Annotated in this window: 23 protein-coding genes; 9 read left to right on the top strand and 14 right to left on the bottom strand. The window is 53.5% G+C overall.

The window, feature by feature from the left end:
- Positions 1–2: 2 nt before the first annotated feature.
- The gene (gene csgD / locus OSH03_RS03930) at positions 3–653 is read right to left on the bottom strand and encodes a biofilm master transcriptional regulator CsgD (protein WP_028012677.1); all 651 of its coding nucleotides are present in this window, start codon (positions 651–653) and stop codon (positions 3–5) included.
- Positions 654–1408: 755 nt separating this feature from the next.
- On the opposite strand from csgD, the gene csgB reads away from it, so the two are divergent.
- The 5 genes from csgB to ymdB all read left to right on the top strand — a co-directional run bounded on the left by csgB (position 1409) and on the right by ymdB (position 3874).
- The gene (csgB, locus tag OSH03_RS03925; protein ID WP_266178318.1) at positions 1409–1864 is read left to right on the top strand and encodes a curli minor subunit CsgB; all 456 of its coding nucleotides are present in this window, start codon (positions 1409–1411) and stop codon (positions 1862–1864) included.
- 41 nt (positions 1865–1905) lie between these two features.
- Positions 1906–2364, top strand: coding sequence for a curli major subunit CsgA (csgA, locus tag OSH03_RS03920; protein ID WP_028012680.1), 459 nt, complete (start codon positions 1906–1908; stop codon positions 2362–2364).
- Between the two features lie 61 nt (positions 2365–2425).
- The gene (csgC, locus tag OSH03_RS03915; RefSeq protein ID WP_151413167.1) at positions 2426–2758 is read left to right on the top strand and encodes a curli assembly chaperone CsgC; all 333 of its coding nucleotides are present in this window, start codon (positions 2426–2428) and stop codon (positions 2756–2758) included.
- Between the two features lie 150 nt (positions 2759–2908).
- Positions 2909–3229, top strand: coding sequence for a fimbrial protein (locus tag OSH03_RS03910; RefSeq protein ID WP_061098599.1), 321 nt, complete (start codon positions 2909–2911; stop codon positions 3227–3229).
- Positions 3230–3331: 102 nt separating this feature from the next.
- A complete protein-coding gene (ymdB, locus tag OSH03_RS03905) occupies positions 3332–3874 on the top strand; it encodes an O-acetyl-ADP-ribose deacetylase (protein WP_151413168.1) in 543 nt (180 codons plus the stop codon).
- Between the two features lie 33 nt (positions 3875–3907).
- On the opposite strand, the gene mdoC is transcribed toward ymdB, so the two are convergent.
- Complete coding sequence (gene mdoC / locus OSH03_RS03900) at positions 3908–5047, bottom strand: glucans biosynthesis protein MdoC (RefSeq protein WP_266178317.1); 1140 nt, start codon at positions 5045–5047, stop codon at positions 3908–3910.
- A gap of 254 nt (positions 5048–5301) precedes the next feature.
- Here mdoC and mdoG point away from each other — a divergent pair, with 254 nt between their 5' ends.
- The 3 genes from mdoG to OSH03_RS03885 all read left to right on the top strand — a co-directional run bounded on the left by mdoG (position 5302) and on the right by OSH03_RS03885 (position 9675).
- A complete protein-coding gene (mdoG, locus tag OSH03_RS03895) occupies positions 5302–6855 on the top strand; it encodes a glucans biosynthesis protein MdoG (RefSeq protein ID WP_116340716.1) in 1554 nt (517 codons plus the stop codon).
- Positions 6848–9376, top strand: coding sequence for a glucans biosynthesis glucosyltransferase MdoH (gene mdoH / locus OSH03_RS03890; protein WP_151413171.1), 2529 nt, complete (start codon positions 6848–6850; stop codon positions 9374–9376). The genes mdoG and mdoH overlap by 8 nt, the downstream gene beginning before the upstream one ends.
- A 71-nt stretch (positions 9377–9447) precedes the next feature.
- On the top strand, positions 9448–9675 hold the full coding sequence (locus OSH03_RS03885) for a YceK/YidQ family lipoprotein (RefSeq protein WP_013097162.1): 228 nt from the start codon (positions 9448–9450) through the stop codon (positions 9673–9675).
- Between the two features lie 6 nt (positions 9676–9681).
- On the opposite strand, the gene OSH03_RS03880 is transcribed toward OSH03_RS03885, so the two are convergent.
- The 3 genes from OSH03_RS03880 to OSH03_RS03870 all read right to left on the bottom strand — a co-directional run bounded on the left by OSH03_RS03880 (position 9682) and on the right by OSH03_RS03870 (position 12438).
- On the bottom strand, positions 9682–10056 hold the full coding sequence (locus OSH03_RS03880) for a MysB family protein (RefSeq protein ID WP_028012687.1): 375 nt from the start codon (positions 10054–10056) through the stop codon (positions 9682–9684).
- A 97-nt stretch (positions 10057–10153) separates the two neighbouring features.
- Positions 10154–11371 (bottom strand): multidrug efflux MFS transporter MdtG, encoded by a 1218-nt coding sequence (gene mdtG / locus OSH03_RS03875; RefSeq protein WP_253541535.1) that lies wholly within the window; start codon positions 11369–11371, stop codon positions 10154–10156.
- A gap of 140 nt (positions 11372–11511) precedes the next feature.
- The gene (locus OSH03_RS03870; protein ID WP_163333841.1) at positions 11512–12438 is read right to left on the bottom strand and encodes a Kdo(2)-lipid IV(A) acyltransferase; all 927 of its coding nucleotides are present in this window, start codon (positions 12436–12438) and stop codon (positions 11512–11514) included.
- A 221-nt stretch (positions 12439–12659) separates the two neighbouring features.
- Between OSH03_RS03870 and trhO the strand changes: the two genes are divergently transcribed.
- Entirely contained in the window at positions 12660–13709 is a 1050-nt protein-coding gene (trhO, locus tag OSH03_RS03865; protein ID WP_266178316.1) for an oxygen-dependent tRNA uridine(34) hydroxylase TrhO, read from the top strand.
- 41 nt (positions 13710–13750) lie between these two features.
- Here the strand turns inward: trhO and OSH03_RS03860 are convergent, their stop codons facing one another.
- The 9 genes from OSH03_RS03860 to mdtH all read right to left on the bottom strand — a co-directional run bounded on the left by OSH03_RS03860 (position 13751) and on the right by mdtH (position 20439).
- Positions 13751–14329, bottom strand: coding sequence for a YceI family protein (locus OSH03_RS03860; RefSeq protein ID WP_061098591.1), 579 nt, complete (start codon positions 14327–14329; stop codon positions 13751–13753).
- Between the two features lies 1 nt (position 14330).
- Positions 14331–14897 (bottom strand): cytochrome b, encoded by a 567-nt coding sequence (locus OSH03_RS03855; RefSeq protein ID WP_266178315.1) that lies wholly within the window; start codon positions 14895–14897, stop codon positions 14331–14333.
- Positions 14898–15115: 218 nt separating this feature from the next.
- Positions 15116–15229 (bottom strand): YceO family protein, encoded by a 114-nt coding sequence (locus OSH03_RS03850; protein ID WP_032644857.1) that lies wholly within the window; start codon positions 15227–15229, stop codon positions 15116–15118.
- A gap of 60 nt (positions 15230–15289) precedes the next feature.
- Positions 15290–16408, bottom strand: coding sequence for an N-methyl-L-tryptophan oxidase (gene solA, locus OSH03_RS03845; RefSeq protein ID WP_253541542.1), 1119 nt, complete (start codon positions 16406–16408; stop codon positions 15290–15292).
- Between the two features lie 116 nt (positions 16409–16524).
- Complete coding sequence (bssS, locus tag OSH03_RS03840; RefSeq protein ID WP_023299782.1) at positions 16525–16779, bottom strand: biofilm formation regulator BssS; 255 nt, start codon at positions 16777–16779, stop codon at positions 16525–16527.
- A gap of 273 nt (positions 16780–17052) precedes the next feature.
- Positions 17053–17298, bottom strand: coding sequence for a DNA damage-inducible protein I (dinI, locus tag OSH03_RS03835; RefSeq protein ID WP_028012694.1), 246 nt, complete (start codon positions 17296–17298; stop codon positions 17053–17055).
- A gap of 74 nt (positions 17299–17372) precedes the next feature.
- A complete protein-coding gene (gene pyrC / locus OSH03_RS03830) occupies positions 17373–18419 on the bottom strand; it encodes a dihydroorotase (RefSeq protein ID WP_266178314.1) in 1047 nt (348 codons plus the stop codon).
- Between the two features lie 126 nt (positions 18420–18545).
- Positions 18546–19106 carry a lipoprotein gene (locus tag OSH03_RS03825; RefSeq protein WP_061098587.1) on the bottom strand — a complete coding sequence of 187 codons (561 nt, stop codon included), beginning with the start codon at positions 19104–19106 and terminating at the stop codon, positions 18546–18548.
- Between the two features lie 124 nt (positions 19107–19230).
- Entirely contained in the window at positions 19231–20439 is a 1209-nt protein-coding gene (gene mdtH, locus OSH03_RS03820) for a multidrug efflux MFS transporter MdtH (protein ID WP_061098586.1), read from the bottom strand.

Below are 20439 nucleotides of genomic sequence, written 5' to 3'. Positions count from 1 at the left end.
GATTAACGCCTGAGGTTATCGTTTGCCCATGAAACCGCCTGAGTTCGGTTTTTAACAGCTATCTTCTTGAAAAGATTATAAAGGTGCGTCTTTACCGTATTTTCGCTGATAAATAACGAACGGGCGATTTCAATATTTGAAGCACCAATGCGTAATTTGTTCAGGATCTCTTTCTCACGGTGGGTGAGCAGCGCTGATTCCGAACTGTTATAGCGGTAATTTCCGGAGTGCGTGATGAGGTAGCTGGCGAGCTTTTGCGAGAAATAGCATTCGCCGCGCAATATGCCTTGCAGACCATCTACCACCCGAACTTCTTCTTCAGTGACGTAGAACACGCCATTGATATGCGGCCAGCTCTCAATATCTCTGAAAGGATATTCATCAGGCGTATTCAATAATAACACGCGGATATTATTGTTTTTCCTGCTTAAGTTATCTTGCCAGTAATGGATAAGCTTTTTATCGGCTTCCATCATATCAAACAGAATGATGCTGCCAGGCGCAATATCATCAAAAGAACGTTGAATATTATGCAATTTCCCGTTCAGTGATAAAGATTGCTTTAAATGTTGTAATAAAGCTGTCGCTTGCAGAGAAGGTTTTGTGATCAACAGTAATGTATGACCATGTAAACTATGGACTTCATTATACATGATGAAACCCCACTTATTTTTGGCACCTGACAGCAGCCCTCTTTGTAAAGAAGAGGGCACCAGAAGTACTGACAGATGTTGCACTGCTGTGTGTAGAATCAGAACATAACCTCCGCAGGGAGGTAAATATAAAACCAATTTCGTACATCTAATTTCAATCTAGCTTTTACGAATTTTAAAGCAAGTGTTAATCATGTAACAAGATGTAAAAATCAATATTAATTTGTGAAAATTACAGATTTTGAATGTTGTTATTTGATATGAAAGTTGTACATGTAAATAGTTGTGCATAGATTTTAAAAATCATACAAATATTATTAATTGGTTGATATTTATCAGTATTAATTATTTTCTTTCGCTTGTATCCAGGTATGAGTAACTGATACTTTCTAAGTCATGCCGTTCTGGTTTTTCTGGCTTAAGAAAACTCGCCTTGTGTCACGCACTGAAGAAAATGTCATCCTGTCGTTACGCTTAAACAACGCGGGGAGGGGCATGGACGGCTTTCTCGTCGTTGTACAACATGTCACGCATAAATATTTTTATAAAAAATAAAACCGGCCTGTGTAATGCCTTTTATGGTGCGAATTACAACTTTGTGGTGAGCTGAAAAATAAAAATAAGCCGCGCGGGTGAGATATTTAAAATGTTTCAACGGACATACTCTTCACCGTAACGACGCGTTAACAAAAACGAGCCGTTTAATACGAAATACGATCAGGGTGTTTTCAGGTAGCCGGGTCCAGGGTGACAACATGAAAAACACATCGTTATTTTTGATGTTTACATTACTGGGTGCGCCTGGATTTGTAACCGCAGCGAATTCAGATTTGGCAAACGCTGAATATAACTTTGCGGTTAATGAATTAAGTTATTCATCATTAAATCAGGCAGCTATTATTGGTCAACAGGGCGTATTTAATGACGCTCAGCTTCGCCAGGAAGGATCGAAACTCTTGTCCGTCATTTCCCAGGATGGGGTAGGCAACAGAGCGAGAGTTGATCAATCAGGGACTTACAATATTGCCTGGATCGATCAGAGCGGTAACGGGAACGATGCAGGTATTACGCAGGATGGATATGGTAATAGTGCGAAAATTATCCAGAAAGGGTCGGGTAATAGAGCAAATATTACGCAGTACGGTACGCAGAAAACCGCAGTTGTAGTGCAGAAACAGTCGCAGATGGCAATTCGCGTTATTCAGCGCTAGCTATTTCGCGACGACGTTAATCAATCCGATGGGGGTATACCATGAAATTTATCAAAGTGGCAGCACTTGCAGCAATCGTAGTTTCTGGTAGTGCTATGGCTGGTATGATTAATCAGGGCGGATGGGGTCATGGACACGGTCATGGTCAGGGCGGAAACAGTGGTCCAAATTCAACCCTGAATATTTATCAGAACGGTGGCGGTAACTCCGCGCTGGCGTTGCAGACCGATGCCAGAAATTCCGTTCTGAATATTAGCCAGACCGGTGGCGGTAACGGGGCTGATGTTGGTCAGGGTTCTGACGACAGTAAAATCAACCTGACCCAGAACGGTTTCGGCAACAGTGCGACACTCGATCAGTGGAACAGCAAAAAATCCGTTATGAATGTTAGCCAGTACGGCGGCCTTAACGGTGCGCTCGTAGACCAGACGGCGTCTAACTCCACCGTCAACGTTACCCAGATCGGCTTTGGTAACCACGCGACAGCGCATCAGTACTGATACTGAAATCTGTACTACAAAAAAACAGGGCCGATGCCCTGTTTTTTTTCGGGAGTTCCTCATGAATACCTTCATTCTCCTTGCCGCGCTTTCCGGCCAGATAACCTTTCAAACGTCACAGCAGGGAAATATGACGACCATTATTCCGCAGGTCATTTTGACGGAACCGTGTGATTGTCAGGTTCAGATCCACACCTTGAAGGAAGGGCAGAGCGGGCAAAGTGCTTCGCGGCAGCAAAATACCCTCTTTATTCCCGCTAATCAGCCGATTGATTTAACGCGGTTGAGTTTAACTATTTCTGCGGGGGACACGATAAAAATCGTTGTCACCGTCACGGATGGAAAAGCGCTTCATTTATCACAGCAGTGGTCGCCAGCCGGGGGTGCGCTGTAAATATTCATGAAATCAATAGATTGCGAATATTTGCCGTTGAACTAAGCTGTTATCAGGAACTGCGTTGTTAGGTTCCGTAACGTCAGCCTTCGTTTGCATAATGAAGCGCGTTTGCCCCTCATGGACGATTTTCATTGAGGAGTACATATCGTGACCCACTATTTTGCTCATCTTATTTCAGGTCTGGGCCTGCTCGTTTCTGCTTTTATCGCTCCAGCTTATTCAGCCACTATTGCAGAAGGTGGTGTTATTCACTTTCGCGGTGCAATCGTTGCTGACCCTTGTGAAGTCACACCGCAACAGCGGCAGCTTGCGCTGTCATGCCCGGAAAAAAACCGTATGCAAACGCGTACGATCAGTTTTGACGATGCGCTGAACGGCAAGTCGACGGCTTCAAGCCTTGCGACAGTCAATATGACGTACCTGAATCCTGAAAAAACGCTCGCGGTTGTTCAGATCCAGTACCGTTAATACCCGTGCGCGCCCGTCGGTGGGCGCGGTTTTATGCCTGTCATTTTTCTCAATAACCCCTCTGCGATACACTTATAAAAAAGCGGACAGCAGAGGGGCTTTATGAAACCGCAAATTGAAGTTATTCATGGCGATATTACGACAGTTCATGTCGACGTCATCGTCAATGCGGCCAATCCTTCCCTGATGGGGGGAGGAGGCGTAGACGGCGCTATTCACCGGGCTGCCGGACCGCAGTTACTGGAAGCTTGTAAAATCGTGCGTCAGCAACAGGGTGAATGCCCTCCGGGCCATGCGGTGATTACGCTGGCGGGCAACCTTCCTGCTAAAGCGGTGATTCATGCTGTCGGGCCCGTGTGGCATGGCGGCGACCAGCATGAAGCGAGCCTTCTGGAAGAGGCATACCGGAACTGTCTGCGGCTTGCTGCCGACAACGGCTTTAAAACGATGGCCTTTCCGGCCATCAGTACCGGCGTGTATGGTTATCCAAAGGCAGCCGCGGCGGCCATCGCTGTAGATACCGTCTACCGTTATCTGTCACTCAAACCGCTGCCAGAGAAGGTGATTTTTGTCTGCTTCGATGAAGACACCACGCATCTTTATCAGCGGCTTCTGACCCAGCGCAGACAAGAGCTGGAAAGCTGAAGTAAAGGCGGCGCACTCAGTGCGCCGCGCTGCTCAGGCGGCTTTCGGCTGTGGTTTTCCTGAAAACAGGAAACGCAGGAGAGGGATCCGCAGATGGATCTCATAGAGTACGACGGCAATCCCCACCACAAACACCAGCCCGGTAAAGAAGCCCAGCGTGTTGGATGCAATATGCGGCGTGATGTACGCCCCGAAGAACAGCGTCAGCGGGTGGTGCACCAGATAGATAAACAGTGAGGCGTTGACGAAGTAGGTCACGCGGCTGGACTTAAAGTTCAGCAAACGGTGGCCGAGCGCGAACACCACGTTCACCATCCACAGGCCCAGCAGCATGGTAATCACGCTTTCCGTTTCATACATCCAGGCGTCGCCGCTTCCGTAGCGCTGGTTCAGCAGGTAGGCCACGAAGGCGATGGCCGCACCCACCGCGCACCACGGTGACGGGGTGGTAAACAGCGCTTTAAGCTTCGGATGGATAAAGGCCAGTGCGCCAATTAAAAAGAATGGAATGTAGAACAGCGACTGCATCACCACAAAATTGAACAGGCCGTCGCTCAGTATCGGTGGATAGATGATAAACAGCGTGCGTCTCACCGCGGCATAGGCGATCCCCAGCAGTAAGAAGAGCACCGACAGTTTGCCCAGCGTGACGTTGGCGAAGAAAGCGTCTGCTGTCGTGCTGAGATGACGGCGCAGGCGGCTGAAAATCACCAGACTGACCGTGGTCAGCACCACCAGAACCAGCAGGAACCAGAGGTGAGACACCAGCTCCCAGACCAGCGTGTTGTACTTTTCATACAGCGAGAGATTCGGCCAGTTCTCCGCCTTGCCCTTAACGTACTGCAGCATAATGAACTGCGGCAGCGTCAGCAGCGGGATGGCGGTTAACATGGGAATACCTACGCGCTCCACGCGCACTTTCCACCAGCGCTTAAGCGGATAGCGTAAAAAAAGCATGTACGAAAAATAGCCGGATATAACAAAAAACACCTGCATGCGGAAGGCGTGAATAAAGTCATTAAACAGCGTCAGCCACCAGGAGGGCATCTGGCTATTAACATGCCACGTGTGGCTGGAGTAAATCAGTGAAATATGAAAGGGGATCCCCAATAGCATCAGCCATGCCCGGATCGAGTCGAGGAAATATTCCCGTTGTATCGGTGTTGTGCTCATATAACGTTGTGCATTCTCAGACTTTTCGCCTTATCCCTAAGGCTCATAATGGTTACATTCGAAGCCAACCCTACACCAAGACCGACACACTGTCTCCAGGATAAGCACGCAAAGTGAATAGCGGGTTCTTTCATTTGCTTAATCCATGAGCCAGCAGCTGAACAAAGCAGTGATTATGTTGTCGGATTGCCTGAGTTTCCATTAAAATGGATCGGATCGATATAAGCACACAAAGGGGGAAGTGCTTACTTATTATGAAACATAAACCACAGATGATGAAAATGCGTTGGTTGGGTGCTGCAGTGGTGTTATCACTGTATACCTCATCGGCACTGGCCTTTAACATCGACGATGTCGCAAAACAGGCAAAATCGATGGCAGGCAAGAGCTACGAAGCGCCGAAAAGTAACTTGCCCTCCGTTTTCCGCGACATGAAGTATGCGGACTATCAGCAGATCCAGTTCAACCACGATAAAGCGTACTGGAACAACATTAAAACCCCGTTCAAGCTTGAATTTTATCATCAGGGTATGTACTTCGACACGCCTGTTGCCATCAATGAAGTGACGGCAACCGCGGTACGCAAGATCAAGTACAGCCCGGATTACTTCAATTTTGGCAATGTGCAACACGACAAAGATACGGTGAAAGACCTGGGCTTCGCAGGCTTCAAAGTCCTTTATCCGATCAACAGCAAAGATAAAAACGACGAAATCGTCAGCATGCTTGGCGCCAGCTACTTCCGCGTGATTGGCGCGGGGCAGGTGTACGGGCTTTCTGCGCGCGGTCTGGCTATTGATACCGCGCTGCCATCAGGTGAAGAGTTCCCGCGTTTCCGCGAGTTCTGGATTGAACGTCCAAAACCAACGGACAAACGTCTGACTATTTATGCGCTGCTCGACTCTCCGCGTGCAACCGGTGCCTATCGCTTTGTGATTATGCCGGGTCGTGACACGGTTGTTGACGTGCAGTCTAAGGTTTACCTGCGAGACAAAGTGGGCAAACTGGGCGTTGCGCCGCTGACCAGTATGTTCCTGTTCGGGCCGAACCAGCCGTCTCCGGCAACCAACTTCCGCCCGGAACTGCATGACTCCAACGGTCTGTCTATTCATGCCGGTAACGGTGAGTGGATCTGGCGTCCGCTGAATAACCCGAAACATCTGGCGGTTAGCAGCTTTGCGATGGAAAATCCGCAGGGCTTTGGCCTGCTGCAACGTGGCCGTCAGTTCTCTCGCTTTGAAGATCTCGACGACCGCTATGACCTGCGTCCAAGCGCCTGGGTTACGCCGAAAGGTGACTGGGGTAAAGGCAAGGTAGAGCTGGTTGAAATTCCAACCAACGACGAAACCAACGACAACATCGTCGCATACTGGACGCCGGATCAGCTGCCGGAAGCCGGTAAAGAGATGAACTTCAAGTACACCATTACCTTCAGCCGCGACGAAGATAAGCTGCATGCGCCGGATAACGCGTATGTGACGCAGACTCGCCGCTCTACGGGTGACGTGAAGCAGTCTAACCTGATCCGTCAGCCTGACGGTACGGTAGCGTTTGTCGTGGACTTCACCGGTCAGGATATGAAGAAACTGGCTCCGGATACTGCGGTGTCGGCCCAGGCCAGCATCGGTGACAACGGTGAAATCGTAGAGAACACCGTGCGTTACAACCCGGTAACCAAAGGCTGGCGTCTGACCCTGCGCGTGAAAGTGAAAGATCCGAAACAGACCACTGAAATGCGTGCTGCGCTGGTCAGTGAAGATCAGCCGCTGAGTGAAACCTGGAGCTACCAGCTACCTGCCAATGAATAATACATCTGAATATATTGATGCCATGCCGCTGACGGATATCGAAAAAGCGGCGCTGCCTAAGAGCGACATCCGCGCGGTTCATACCGCGCTGGATGGCGAACATCGTCAGTTTTCCCGTGATGATGATACGCCGCTGGGGTCAGTCAAGGCGCGTCTGGAGCAGGCCTGGCCAGACTCGCTGGCAGAAGGGCAGTTGATTAAAGACGACGAAGGACGCGATCAGCTTCAGGCAATGCCGAAGGCGACGCGTTCCTCAATGTTCCCCGATCCATGGCGCACCAACCCGGTTGGCCGCTTCTGGGATCGCCTGCGCGGACGTGACGTCACGCCGCGCTATCTGTCGCGCCTGACGAAAGAAGAGCAGGCCTCCGAACAGAAATGGCGTACAGTGGGGACAATTCGCCGCTATATCCTGCTGCTTCTGACGCTGGCGCAGACGGTTGTCGCGACCTGGTACATGAAAACCATTCTGCCTTACCAGGGCTGGGCGTTTATCAACCCGACTGACATGATGGGCCAGGATCTCTGGGTCTCCTTCATGCAGCTGCTGCCGTACATTCTGCAAAGCGGCATTCTCCTGCTGTTCGCGGTTCTCTTCTGCTGGGTGTCGGCCGGTTTCTGGACCGCGCTGATGGGCTTCCTTCAGCTGCTGATGGGACGGGACAAGTACAGCATTTCGGCGTCAACGGTCGGGGATGAACCCCTCAATCCCGAGCACCGCACCGCGCTGATTATGCCTATCTGTAACGAAGACGTTGACCGCGTATTTGCGGGGCTGCGTGCAACCTGGGAGTCCGTGAAGGCGACCGGTAACGCGGAACATTTCGACGTTTACATCCTGAGCGACAGTTACAACCCGGATATCTGCGTTGCAGAGCAAAAAGCCTGGATGGAGCTGATTGCGGAAGTGCAGGGCGAAGGGCAGATCTTCTACCGTCGCCGCCGCCGTCGCGTGAAGCGTAAAAGCGGCAACATCGATGACTTCTGCCGCCGCTGGGGTAACCAGTACAGCTACATGGTCGTGCTGGATGCTGACTCCGTCATGAGCGGTGACTGCCTGAGCGGTCTGGTGCGTCTGATGGAAGCCAACCCGAACGCGGGGATCATTCAGTCTTCGCCAAAAGCGTCCGGTATGGACACCCTGTACGCGCGCTGCCAGCAGTTCGCCACCCGTGTTTACGGCCCGCTGTTTACCGCCGGTCTGCACTTCTGGCAGCTGGGTGAGTCGCACTACTGGGGCCACAACGCCATTATCCGCGTGAAGCCGTTCATCGAACACTGTGCGCTGGCGCCGCTGCCGGGCGAGGGTTCTTTTGCCGGTTCGATTCTGTCGCATGACTTCGTGGAAGCGGCGCTGATGCGTCGTGCTGGCTGGGGCGTCTGGATTGCCTACGACCTGCCGGGATCGTACGAAGAGCTGCCGCCGAACCTGCTGGACGAGCTCAAGCGCGACCGCCGCTGGTGTCACGGTAACCTGATGAACTTCCGCCTGTTCCTTGTTAAAGGGATGCACCCGGTTCACCGTGCGGTGTTCCTGACGGGCGTGATGTCCTATCTCTCCGCACCGCTGTGGTTTATGTTCCTCGCGCTCTCCACTGCGCTGCAGGTCGTCCATGCCCTGACGGAGCCGCAATACTTCCTGCAACCGCGCCAGCTGTTCCCGGTGTGGCCGCAATGGCGTCCGGAGCTGGCGATTGCGCTGTTTGCTTCCACCATGGTGCTGCTGTTCCTGCCTAAGCTGCTCAGTATCATCCTGATCTGGTGCAAAGGCTCGAAAGAGTACGGCGGATTCTTCCGTGTGACCCTTTCACTGCTGCTGGAAGTGCTGTTCTCCGTGCTGCTGGCGCCGGTGCGTATGCTGTTCCACACCGTGTTTGTGGTCAGTGCGTTCCTGGGCTGGGAAGTGGTCTGGAACTCACCGCAGCGTGATGACGACTCCACGCCGTGGAGTGAAGCCTTCATGCGCCACGGCTCTCAGCTGCTGCTGGGTCTGGTGTGGGCAGCCGGAATGGCCTGGCTGGATCTGCGTTTCCTGTTCTGGCTGGCGCCGATTGTCTTCTCGCTGATCCTGTCGCCGTTTGTGTCCGTGATCTCCAGCCGTTCAACGGTGGGGCTGCGTACCAAGCGCTGGAAGCTGTTCCTGATCCCGGAAGAGTATTCCCCGCCGCAGGTGCTGGTGGATACCGATACCTATCTGGAACAGAACCGCAACCGCACGCTGGACGATGGCTTTATGCACGCCGTGTTTAATCCGTCATTCAATGCTCTGGCGACGGCGATGGCCACCGCGCGCCACCGCGCAAGCCAGGTGCTGGAGATTGCCCGCGATCGTCACGTTGAGCAGGCGCTTAACGAGACCCCGGAAAAACTCAACCGCGACCGCCGTCTGGTGCTGCTGAGCGATCCGGTCACGATGGCAAGGCTTCACTATCGCGTATGGTCCGCTCCGGAGAAGTACTCTTCATGGGTGAACTACTACAAAGAGCTGAAGCTGAACCCGCTGGCGCTGAAGGCGAAGTAAGCGGTTAAGCAAAGCGCCACCCGCCAAATAAAATACCGGCTGCGAGGCCGGTATTTTTTTAGAGGTTACTGATGAAAATAATCATCGTCGTCATGATGGCATGCCTGCTAAGCGGCTGCGGCAGCATCATCAGCCGCACCATTCCAGGTCAGGGCCACGGCAACCAGTACTACCCGGGCGTGAAATGGGATGTCCGTGATTCCGCATGGCGCTACCTGACGGTGCTCGATCTGCCGTTCTCGCTGATTTTCGACACGCTGTTGCTGCCTATCGATGCCAGCCACGGCCCGTACGAGTAGCGTAAATTAACGCTCGTCCCATTCATCGGCTGCGGTTTGACCTTCTTCCGTATCCAGCGGTGGCTCGAGCTGAAATTCGCCCTCATCCCACTCGTGCAGCGTATTCTCCTCCAGCCATTCCTGGCGTAACTCAATTTCATCATAGTCGCCATCAAACACGGCCTGCGCACCTGCACCGCTCAGGACCGGCAAACATTCCCCTTCTTCGCCTTCATCGGCAAAGAATTCGGCCTGCCACATAATATCCCCATCCTGCAGAACATATTTTTGGATATTAAGTTGTTGCACGTCAGCATCTTCTTCCTCAACGCCGGGATTATCGGCAAGGAACTCTTCACGAGCGGCATCAATAGCTTCTTCCAGCGTGGCGTACATGGTCATTGGTGTCTCCCTGTTTTCCAGAAGGTTTCAGGGAAAGAATAGCTGAATATCAGATTCTGCAAGTATGAATGCGAAAATAAGCCGTCAGGCTTTCTTCTTATTCCGTCACCGGCCGTAACGCGCGGGATAAACTGAACCACGAGTAAATCGCGTTGAACAGCACCACGCCAGCCGTCACGATAAAGACGGCGCGAAAACCGAAGCTGGCTGAAATACCCGCCCCGAGAAGCGGTCCGGTGACGTTGCCGATATCGCGAAACGACTGGTTATAGCTAAAGATACGCCCGGCAATCTGGTTCGTGGAGTTGTAGACCAGCAGGGTCTGCACCGCGGGCAGCAACGCCCCGTCGGCGGCGCCCAGCAAAAAGCGCAGGACGCCCAGCTGCCACGGAGAGTGCACCATCGACATGGGGATAAGCAGCAGGACGGAGATGACCAGCGCACAGATTAGGATCTTCTCCGGACCCACGCGGTCCCCCAGCTTCCCCAGCCGCGGCGCACTAAGCAGCGCCGCCACGCCGGGCACGGAGGCAATCAGCCCGCTAATAAACGCAATATTGCTGACGTTACCCGCGAGGTCGCGAACGTACAGCGTCAGAATAGGAGCAATCGATCCGGTTGCCACCTGAATGATCAATGTCGTCACGAACAGGCTCAGCACCAGTCTGGGGTTTTTAAGCGAGGTCAGCACGTCTCTGGCATGGAGCATCTCTTTTTTGGCGACGGGCGTAAATTTTTCACGAATGCAGACCAGGGTGACAATAAAGCACAGGAACAACACGCTGGCGGTGATGAAAAAGACCGGGCGCAGGCCGTAGTTATCCGCCAGTAATCCCCCCGCCAGCGGCCCCAGCAGGGCACCGCTCACGCCGCCGGTTGAGAGCGTGCCAAGCGCCCAGCCGCTCTTATGGCGAGGAATTTGCGTGGCGATCAGGGCATTCGCGTTGGGAATAAATCCGCCCAGCAAGCCCAGCAATGCGCGCAATATCAGGAACTGCCAGACGTTCTGCGCCACGCCCATCAGCGCCATGATAATCGCCATTCCCAGCGCCGAACGCAGCAGCATAATTTTACGTCCCTTACGGTCGGCAAGGCCGCCCCAGAAGGGCGAGGCAATGGCGGAAAAGAGAAACGTGATGCTGAATACCAGGCCAGACCACATGTTGAGCGCACCGTGGCCCGTCACGCCCAGCTGTTCGACGTAGAGCGGCAGGAAAGGCATGACCAGGCTAAACGCCGCGCCGGTAAGAAAACAGCCAAGCCACGCAACCGTGAGGTTACGCTTCCAGTTTATGGGGGCATCTGAGGGTGACATAACAATCCGCATAGTGAGGTGCAGAGCACCTGAAGCATGAAGTAATAAGCCTGCTAATTATGCGCCTGGGTTATGATTGCCGCAATGAGGGGGAGCTTTTAAAGCTAAAACAGCATGCGGCCCTGAAGGCCGCATGAGGATTAATAGCGGGACGGCGTGCCTTCTGGCCGCGTTTTAAAGCGGCGGTGCAGCCACATGTACTGCTCGGGCGCCAGCATGATGCACTTCTCCACAACGCCGTTCATCCAGCGCGCGGTGGTTTCCGCATCTTCCAGCGGCGGCGCGAGTTCCGGCTCAAGCATCATCAGCTCGTAGCCTGAGCCATCCGGCATACGGCGGGGAACAAAGGGAACGATGGCGGCCTTGGACATCCGCGCCAGCATCCAGGTGCCGGTCGTGGTGGCGGCCTCGTCGACGGCGAAGAAGGGGACAAAGACGCTGGCCTGTGGGCCATAGTCGTGATCGGGGGCATACCAGACCACTTCACCGGACTTCAGCGCGCGGATCATGCCCTTCAGATCCTTACGGTCGATCATGCTTTTGTTGGAGCGCATGCGGCCGTTGGTCTGAATGAGATCGATAACCGGGTTGTCGTTAGGACGATAAACCCCGATGCCGGGCGCCTGCATGCCAAACATACGCGCCCCGATTTCGAGCGTCAGAAAATGGACGCCGATCAGCAGCACGCCGGTCTGATTGGCCTGAAGCGTATGTACCGGCTCCATGCCGGTGCCTGTAACCTTGCTCCAGCGGGCCATGCGTTTGTCCGACCAGAACCACGCCATGCCGGTCTCCATAAGACCCATGCCGACGGATTCGAAATTCTTCGAAACCATATCATGGCGCTCTGCCTCGCTCATCTGCGGAAAGCACAGCTCAAGGTTACGATACGCGATGCGGGCGCGGCGCTTCATAAGCGTTTGCGCGAGTCGGCCTAATGATTTACCTAACCGGAAGATAACAGGGTAGGGAAGCTGTACCAGTAGCCATAAAAAGCCAATGCCAAGCCAGGTCATCCAATAGCGGGGGTGCAAAAGGGCGACGGTAAATTTTGGTAACTGGGTCATGTCTTTCCTGTGTTCAAACGTCCTGTTTCGCTATTGTCGCATTTTTTGAGACATAGCCAAAATATCTGCCGTCGAAACCTGCACGACAGCAGTAATTGTTAAGCCTGATTCATCAGGGTGTGTGAAATGTAGCGTAAATTGTGTGGATGTAAATTGGTTTTGTTTGCTATATGATGCCGACCGATTTTGATTCTCTCTGACGATTGCAGGACTTGTACACCATGCCAGTGTTACACAACCGCGTTTCGAATGAGATGTTAAAGGCGCGCATGTTGGCTGAAACCGAACCGCGCACGACCATCTCCTTCTACAAATACTTCACCATTGACGATCCGCAGGCGACCCGCGATGCGCTTTATCAGGCCTTCACGGCGCTGAACGTTTTCGGGCGCGTCTATCTTGCCCGCGAAGGCATTAACGCGCAGATTAGCGTCCCGGAAAGCAAAGTGAACGCGTTCCGCGACGCGCTTTATAACTTCGATCCGGCCCTTAACGGCTTACGCCTGAACATTGCCCTGGATGACGACGGAAAATCGTTCTGGGTGCTGCGCATGAAGGTGCGCGAACGCATCGTGGCGGACGGTATTGACGATCCTGATTTTAACCCGGCGGACGTCGGCGAATATCTGAAGGCCGCTGAAGTGAATGCGATGCTGGACGATCCGGATGCCGTGTTCATTGATATGCGTAACCACTACGAGTACGAAGTGGGGCATTTCGAAAACGCGATGGAGATTCCGGCCGATACCTTCCGCGAGCAGCTGCCTAAAGCGGTGGAGATGATGCAGGAGCATAAGGATAAAAAAATCGTTATGTACTGCACCGGCGGTATCCGCTGCGAGAAGGCCAGCGCGTGGATGAAGCACAATGGGTTCAACAAGGTCTGGCACATTGAAGGCGGTATTATCGAGTACGCCCGCCGCGCCCGCGAGCAGGGCTTACCGGTACGCTTTATCGGTAAAAACTTCGTCTTTGATGAGCGTATGGGCGAGCGCATTTCAGAAGACGTGATTGCCCACTGCCACCAGTGCGGCGCGCCGTGCGATACCCACACCAACTGCAAAAACGACGGTTGCCACCTGCTGTTTATCCAGTGCCCGGCCTGTGCAGAGAAGTTTAACGGCTGCTGTAGCGAGCTGTGCAGCGAAGAGAGCGTCCTGCCGGAAGAAGAGCAGCGACGTCGTCGCGCAGGGCGTGAAAACGGCAATAAGATTTTTAATAAATCACGCGGCCGTCTGAATACCAAACTGGGAATTCCTGACCCGGAATGATAATAACGCCCGGCACGGCGCAAGCCTGCCGGGCGAATCTATTACGACTTCTGCTGCACGCCCTCAACGGAAATAACCAGCTCAACGTCCTGAGACGCCGGGCCTAAATCCGTTGTGATATTAAAATCTTTCAGGTGAATTTTACCCGCCGCTTCAAAACCTGCGCGTTTTCCGCCCCACGGATCGTCGCCCTGACCGATCAATTTCGCATCCAGAGTAACGGGTTTGGTTACGCCATTCAGCGTGAGGTTACCGGTAATAGCCAACTTATCACCGTCTTTTTTCACTTCCGTAGAGGTGAAAGTTGCCTGTGGGAATTTTGTGACGTTCAGGAACTCTGCGCTGCGCAGGTGTTTATCGCGCTCAGCATGGTTCGTGTCGACGCTGTTCGTATTAATGGTCACATTGACTTTATCTGCCGCAGGATTTTTCTCGTCAAAAGTAAATGTGCCGTCGAAATCTTTAAAGGTGCCGTACAGCCAGCTGTATCCCAGGTGCTGAATGCGGAAATTGACGAAAGCGTGCTGGCCCTCTTTATCAATTTTATAGTCAGCCGCCACGGCAGAACCGGCGGTGAATAACAGAGATCCAAGGGCGATACCCAGCAGGTGTTTTTTCATTTTATGCTCCAGAGTCAACTGACGAGCGGCCAAGCATGCGCTTAAGCGTATCGTCTTTATCAATAAAGTGGTGTTTAAGGGCGGCGAGCCCGTGCAGTACGGACAGGATCACCACGCTCCAGGCAAGCCAGAGGTGAACGACGCCTGCCGTGTCGGCCTGAGCCCCGGCATCGCTGAGCGTTGCCGGAACCTCGAACAGGCCAAAAACGCTAATCGGTTTGCCGTCTGCCGTTGAAATGAGATAGCCGCTGATAAAGATGGCAAAGAGCAGCGCGTAGAGCGCAATATGCGCGGCGACGGCGCTGACGCGGGTTATTTTACCGTATGTCTTTAGCGGCGCGGGCGGTGGAGAAATATGTCGCCAGATCACGCGAAACACCAGGCCCAGCATCAGCAGAACCCCGATGCTTTTATGCAGCTCGGGTGCCTGATGATACCAGCCATCGTAATAGCTGAGCGTGACCATCCAGAGTCCAAGTCCGAACATACCATAGACGGCAATGGCAAATATCCAGTGCAAGCTTATGGATATTATTCCGTAGCGCCGGGAGGAGTTACGCAATTGCATCAGAATGTCCATTTTCAAATTAACCGAAAGGTAAAAATGAACGGGAAGGCGCGATATTGCAACTGAAATAATTGACTATTGATTTTTATTTTATTTATTTCAGCGATTTTGAAAAGGAACCGCAAGATTAATTCAATGGCTTCGTGCAAGACGTATTTAGCAGAAGAAAAAAGCTTAAATAAACATAAAGTAACGTCAGTTAACGTCAATTGTCGCTTTCAATAAAACACAATGTAAATAACATCAACGATAGCGAGCAGCGCCCACAATAAGATATAGAGCATAAAGTGCTCGCGAATGTTATTGATGAGGAAATCCACGATCCTGCGCATAACGCCCCACGGTTGAGTACGAAGAAAACGGGCCCCGATACCGCCGGAGCCCGTGGCCGATTATCCGTTAAAACGCGAGAGTGAGAACGGCGTCAGATCAAACTGCGACGTGATACCCTGGGCAAACTGCGCGGCGATTTCACCCAGCACCGAAGCGAACTTAAAGCCGTGGCCGCTCAGCCCGGTAATCAGCAGGGTGTTGTCATGGCCCGGCAGCGTATCAATGATAAAGTCTTCATCCGGCGTGTTGTCATAGGTGCAGGCCGCGCCATAAAGCAGGCCACCGACGCCCGGGAGAATATTGCGCAGGAACGAGAAGGCTTCTGAACCGTCCTGCGGGCAGGCGCCAAACGGTTTGCGCTCCTCCGGTGAGGAGATGACCTGCCCGCCGTTATGTTTTCCAATCTTGAGGGCGTCCTTTTCGGAAGGGAAACCGTAGAACTGATCGCCGTTGGCTAACTCGCCGGTAAACGCCGGAAATTTATTTTGCGCGCTGTAGCGCCCGTCCGACTGGAACCAGGAGAAGACCTTGCGCACCGGCTGGATCGGCAGGTCCGGGAGAAGGCGGGTAACCCAGGTTCCTGCGCTAATAAGCAGGCGGGAAGCTGAATAGTCCCCGTCTACGGTTTTCACCGTAACGCCGTTTGCATCATGCGTAATGGCCTCTACGGGGCAATTAAACAGCTGCGCGCAGCCTGCTTTGGCAGCCAGATCGATCCAGGTTTTGATCGCCGTTTCACAGTGCAGCACGCCGGAGTTGGCTTCAAAGAGGCCGATATAATCCTCCGGGACGGTAATTTCAGGCCAGCGCGAGGTAATGGCCGTCGCGTCCAGCTTCTCAACGTCAAGATTAAAGGCTTTCGCGCTGCGTTCGACGTTGGCGAGGAATTCTGAACGGGCCGGACCGAGGTTGATGACTCCCGTGCGCTCAAAAATGCGCTCTTCAGTCTGTTTCGCCAGCTCGTCCCACAGCGTCTGGGCGCGAAGCACCAGCGGTACGTAGCGCTCCCCCTCGCCGTAGGCATGACGAATGAGGCGGGTGTCGCCATGATGGCTACCTTCGCTGTGAGGCGGCAGGTGGGCGTCAATCATCAGGACGTTCAGCCCTGCCCGCGTTGCGTAATAACCGGCGGCCGAACCAACGGAGCCGCTACCAATAATGATTAAGTCGTATCTCATATGCATCTCGTAAACTTACGGTTTGTTAGCAGAGTAATTAACAACGCGGGCGCAAACAAGCGGGAAATAAATAAGGCACCGCGAGGGTGCCTGTTGAGTGAAAAGTGGGCATACGGTTAGTGCCGTTTATACTCATTTTCCTGATAGTCGCCAGATTCTATTTTTGCAATGCCTGCCTCTAAAATAGAAATAAACTGACGGGCGACGTCTGTTGTTAGCCACAGCGTCTGTCCAACTTCCGCTTCGTCACGGTTGAGTTGATTTGGGGTCTGGTAGTGCAAACGCAGCATCAGCGCATCGTAGCTATCTACGGTACTGATATCCCAGCCTACAAGCGGATGGGTCTGGATGACTTCGTTATTCTTTTCCATTATAACCCCCTAAATGCGTGTTAGAAGACAACGGCTCTGAGGTTCAATGCATGTTTTTCTGAAAGCTTCTTCAGTATACCAAGTAATAAGGGTTCCAACGGGAAAAATAAACAGGTAGCAACACATTTTTCTGCTTTTTAGGATTGTTCGAACAATAAAACACCATCTCGTTCACGATTTTTTAAGAAGACGCTGAATTAATTTGAACTATCGAAATTACAGGCAAAAAAAAAGCCGGGGCGACCCGGCAAAAAACACAATGAGGGAGCAGTGTTAATCGGTAATGAACCAGTCGTCTGCGCTTTCCCACGTTTCCTGCAGGATTTCGCTGATGCGATCTTTGTCTTCTTTTGCGGCACCCATGACGGAGAGGTTGTTCGCTGCGGCGTAACGCACCGTTACGGCGCCCGCGTTGTCGGGAAAGGTGTTGTTAATACGACGGGATAATTCGCCTGCCAGAGCGTCAAGCGCGCCGGCAGGCAGAACGGTAGTTTTGGCTATGGTGACTTCAATACGCATAAATGCCCCCTGTGTAATATACTGTTTATTTATACAGGCATATTGTCGGTTTGACAACAAGGGGCGTTGATTTTTTAGCGTTTTACTGTCCAGCTTACGGTTTCACCTGCCAGGAAGGGGATCAGCGTGTCATCCGTTAGCGCGATAGACTCCTCAACCTGGCTCGCTTTGCGCTCCAGTTCAATGAAGGTGTCATTGACCGGCAGGCCGTAGAAGCGCGGGCCGTTGAGGGAGCAGAACGCTTCGAAATGCTCCAGCGCGTCCATCTCTTCAAATACGGTTGCATAGCTGGCAAGCGCCGTTGGGGCGTTGAAACAGCCCGCGCAGCCGCAGCTAGCCTCTTTACGATGGCGGGCGTGAGGCGCGGAGTCCGTGCCCAGGAACGCGCGCGTGAATCCGCTGGCGACCAGCTCGCGCAGCGCCTGCTGGTGAACGTTGCGCTTGAGGATCGGCAGGCAGTACAGGTGAGGGCGCACCCCGCCCACCAGCATATGGTTACGGTTAAACATCAAATGCTGCGGGGTAATGGTCGCAGCGATCAGCTCGTTACCGTCGCGAACATACTCTGCCGCATCTTTGGTGGTGATATGCTCAAAGACCACCTTAAGCGCGGGCAGGCGCTGGCGCAGAGGCTCCATCACGGTCTCGATGAAACGAGCTTCACGGTCGAAGATGTCAATCTCCGCATGCGTTACTTCGCCGTGTACCAGCAGCGGCATGCCCAGCTTCTGCATGCGCTCCAGCACCGGCATGATGGCATCAATGCTGGTGACGCCGTGGCTGGAGTTGGTGGTGGCATTCGCCGGGTAGAGTTTCGCCGCCGTAAATACGCCTTCGTTAAACCCGCGTTCCACTTCGTTCGGGTCCAGTGAATCGGTCAGGTAGCAGGTCATCAACGGGGTGAAATCATGTCCCGCCGGAACGGCATCCAGAATGCGCTGGCGGTAGGCAACCGCTGCATCGACGGTGGTGACTGGCGGAACCAGGTTTGGCATGACAATCGCGCGGCCATAAATTTCACTGGTATAGGGCACGACGGTTTTCAGCATATCGCCATCACGCAGATGGATATGCCAGTCGTCTGGGCGGCGGATTTTAAGAACCTGGGGTTGTGCAGTCATGGAAGCTCCGGCTTGTCAGGAATCAGTCATAAGGATGGCTGTTTTTGCCGGACACAAATCATAAGCGGAAACGTTTTCGTTTGCACACTTTTCCGTAAAAAAAAGGGCGCCGCAGCGCCCTTCAGGTTAATCGGTGAAAGGAATAACGATCTCTCCCGGCTTCACCTCTATCCCTTTTGCGTATTTTTTCGCGAGAGCTTCACCCTTGCTTTTGTCTTCGCTTAAGACGTACGCCGGCTGCTGGTTAAAGTAGTTTCGCAGCGACTGGTTCAGATAGGGCATCAGGGTTTGCAGTACCGGTGCCATTTTGTCCGGCGAAACCTGCGCATCGACCACTTCCATCTCCTGCAGGAATATCGCCCCCTTCTCTTTGTTGAAAACGGGAAGCGCCTTCAGCTTGAGCTTGATGTTGGCTTTCTGATTGCCAAAAAGGGAGGTCATATCAAGCGCGGCATCGCCTGCCAGAGTGACTTTATTCGGCTCTTCGCGACCAATCTGGCTGGTGAGATTGGTGAGCACGATGTGGGCATCGGCCAGCCCCGGCACGCCAATGTCTTTAGAGAAATTGTTATGTTTTTCCAGCGCCTGATTAATTTCCTGCTCACTGACGGTATATTGCGTAAGCTGGTTACAGCCCACCAGCAGTCCGCTGACAATAAATGCGGCGGCAATGACAATTTTCTTCATAGTGTTCCTCAACGAAAAATCGGCGCTTCTGTCCTGTTTCGCAAGTATGTCAGTGTGAAATGGCATAAACCAGCAGAAAATACTGAGAAGTGAGGCGGGAGTTTTCTCCCGCCGGAGGGAAGGTCTACGCGCCGGGCTCGAGCATGCCGCTCGCGCTGCGCTTCTGGCTGAACTGCCACCACAGGGCGAGGAGCGTCATGACACCCACCACGCCGAGCATCATCCAGGGGAGCTCCGGCTGGTTCAGCGCTTTGCCGGCATCGAACAGCCAGCCGCCGCCGGCGTAACCCAGCGCACCGCCAAAGGCCAAACCCAGGCGGCTGAAGCCCATATAGCTGCCCCGCGCACGCGCATCCGCAAGCGAGGCGCTCAGCGTTTCGCGGGCGGGCTCGGCAATGATGGAGCCGATGTAGAAGGTGCAGATCAGCGTAAAAAGCTGCTGAAGCGTGTTTACCAGACCGATCGGCATCATGCTCAGCGTCATCAGAAACAGCCCGGCCATCAGGCGATGCTCCAGGCGAAAACGTCGTTCACTCCAGCGGGCAATCGGGTAGAGCAGCGTTAACGACAGGCAGGCTTCGATGGCGTACATCCATTTTACGGCAGCAGGCGTGCCCGCAATATCGTTCACCATGATTGGCAGCATCAGCATCACCTGTACGGCCAGCATGTAATAGCCGGTCAGGGTCAACACGTAGGTGACAAAACGCCTGTCGCGCAGGACGCGTCCGAGCCCTTCGCGCACCGGGGCTTTTACCGTCGACAGCTTCCAGGCCGGAAGGTAGAGGCCGTTAAACAGCGCGCAAAGAATAAACAGCACCGCCCCGGCCGCGCAAACCAGACGGAAATCGTACTGCAGCAGCCAGCTGCCCAGCAGGGCGCCAACAACCGCCCCGGCGCTGTCCTGCATCATCAGAATGGAGAAGAAGCGGCCGCGGTGCTGGGGACGAATCAGCTTCACCACCAGCGCGGTGCGCGGCGGGTCAAACAGGGTGCCACCGATACCGGAGAGGAAGCAGGAGAACCACAGCAGCCAGGGCTCGTGGGCAACCGCCATCGTGGCAAAGCCTGCCGCGCGGAGCAGCATACCGGTAACGATCATCGGTTTAGCGCCAAAGCGGTCAGCGATCGCGCCGCCAAAGACGCCCAGACCCTGCTGGACAAACTGACGTAGCCCCAGCGCAATACCAACCATCAATGCCGCCCAGCCCATTTGATCGACAAAGCGGATCGAGATGAGGGGGAACACGACAAAAAAGCCGAGCACGACCAGCATGTTATCGACGAGCAGGAAATATTTACCCAGGCTCCTGGCCTGTGATACGCGGGACAT

The organism is Enterobacter nematophilus, assembly GCF_026344075.1.
GTDB lineage: Bacteria > Pseudomonadota > Gammaproteobacteria > Enterobacterales > Enterobacteriaceae > Enterobacter > Enterobacter nematophilus.
The sequence above is the reverse complement of the archived record's forward strand: the minus strand, read 5'-3'. Positions and strand labels throughout refer to the sequence as shown.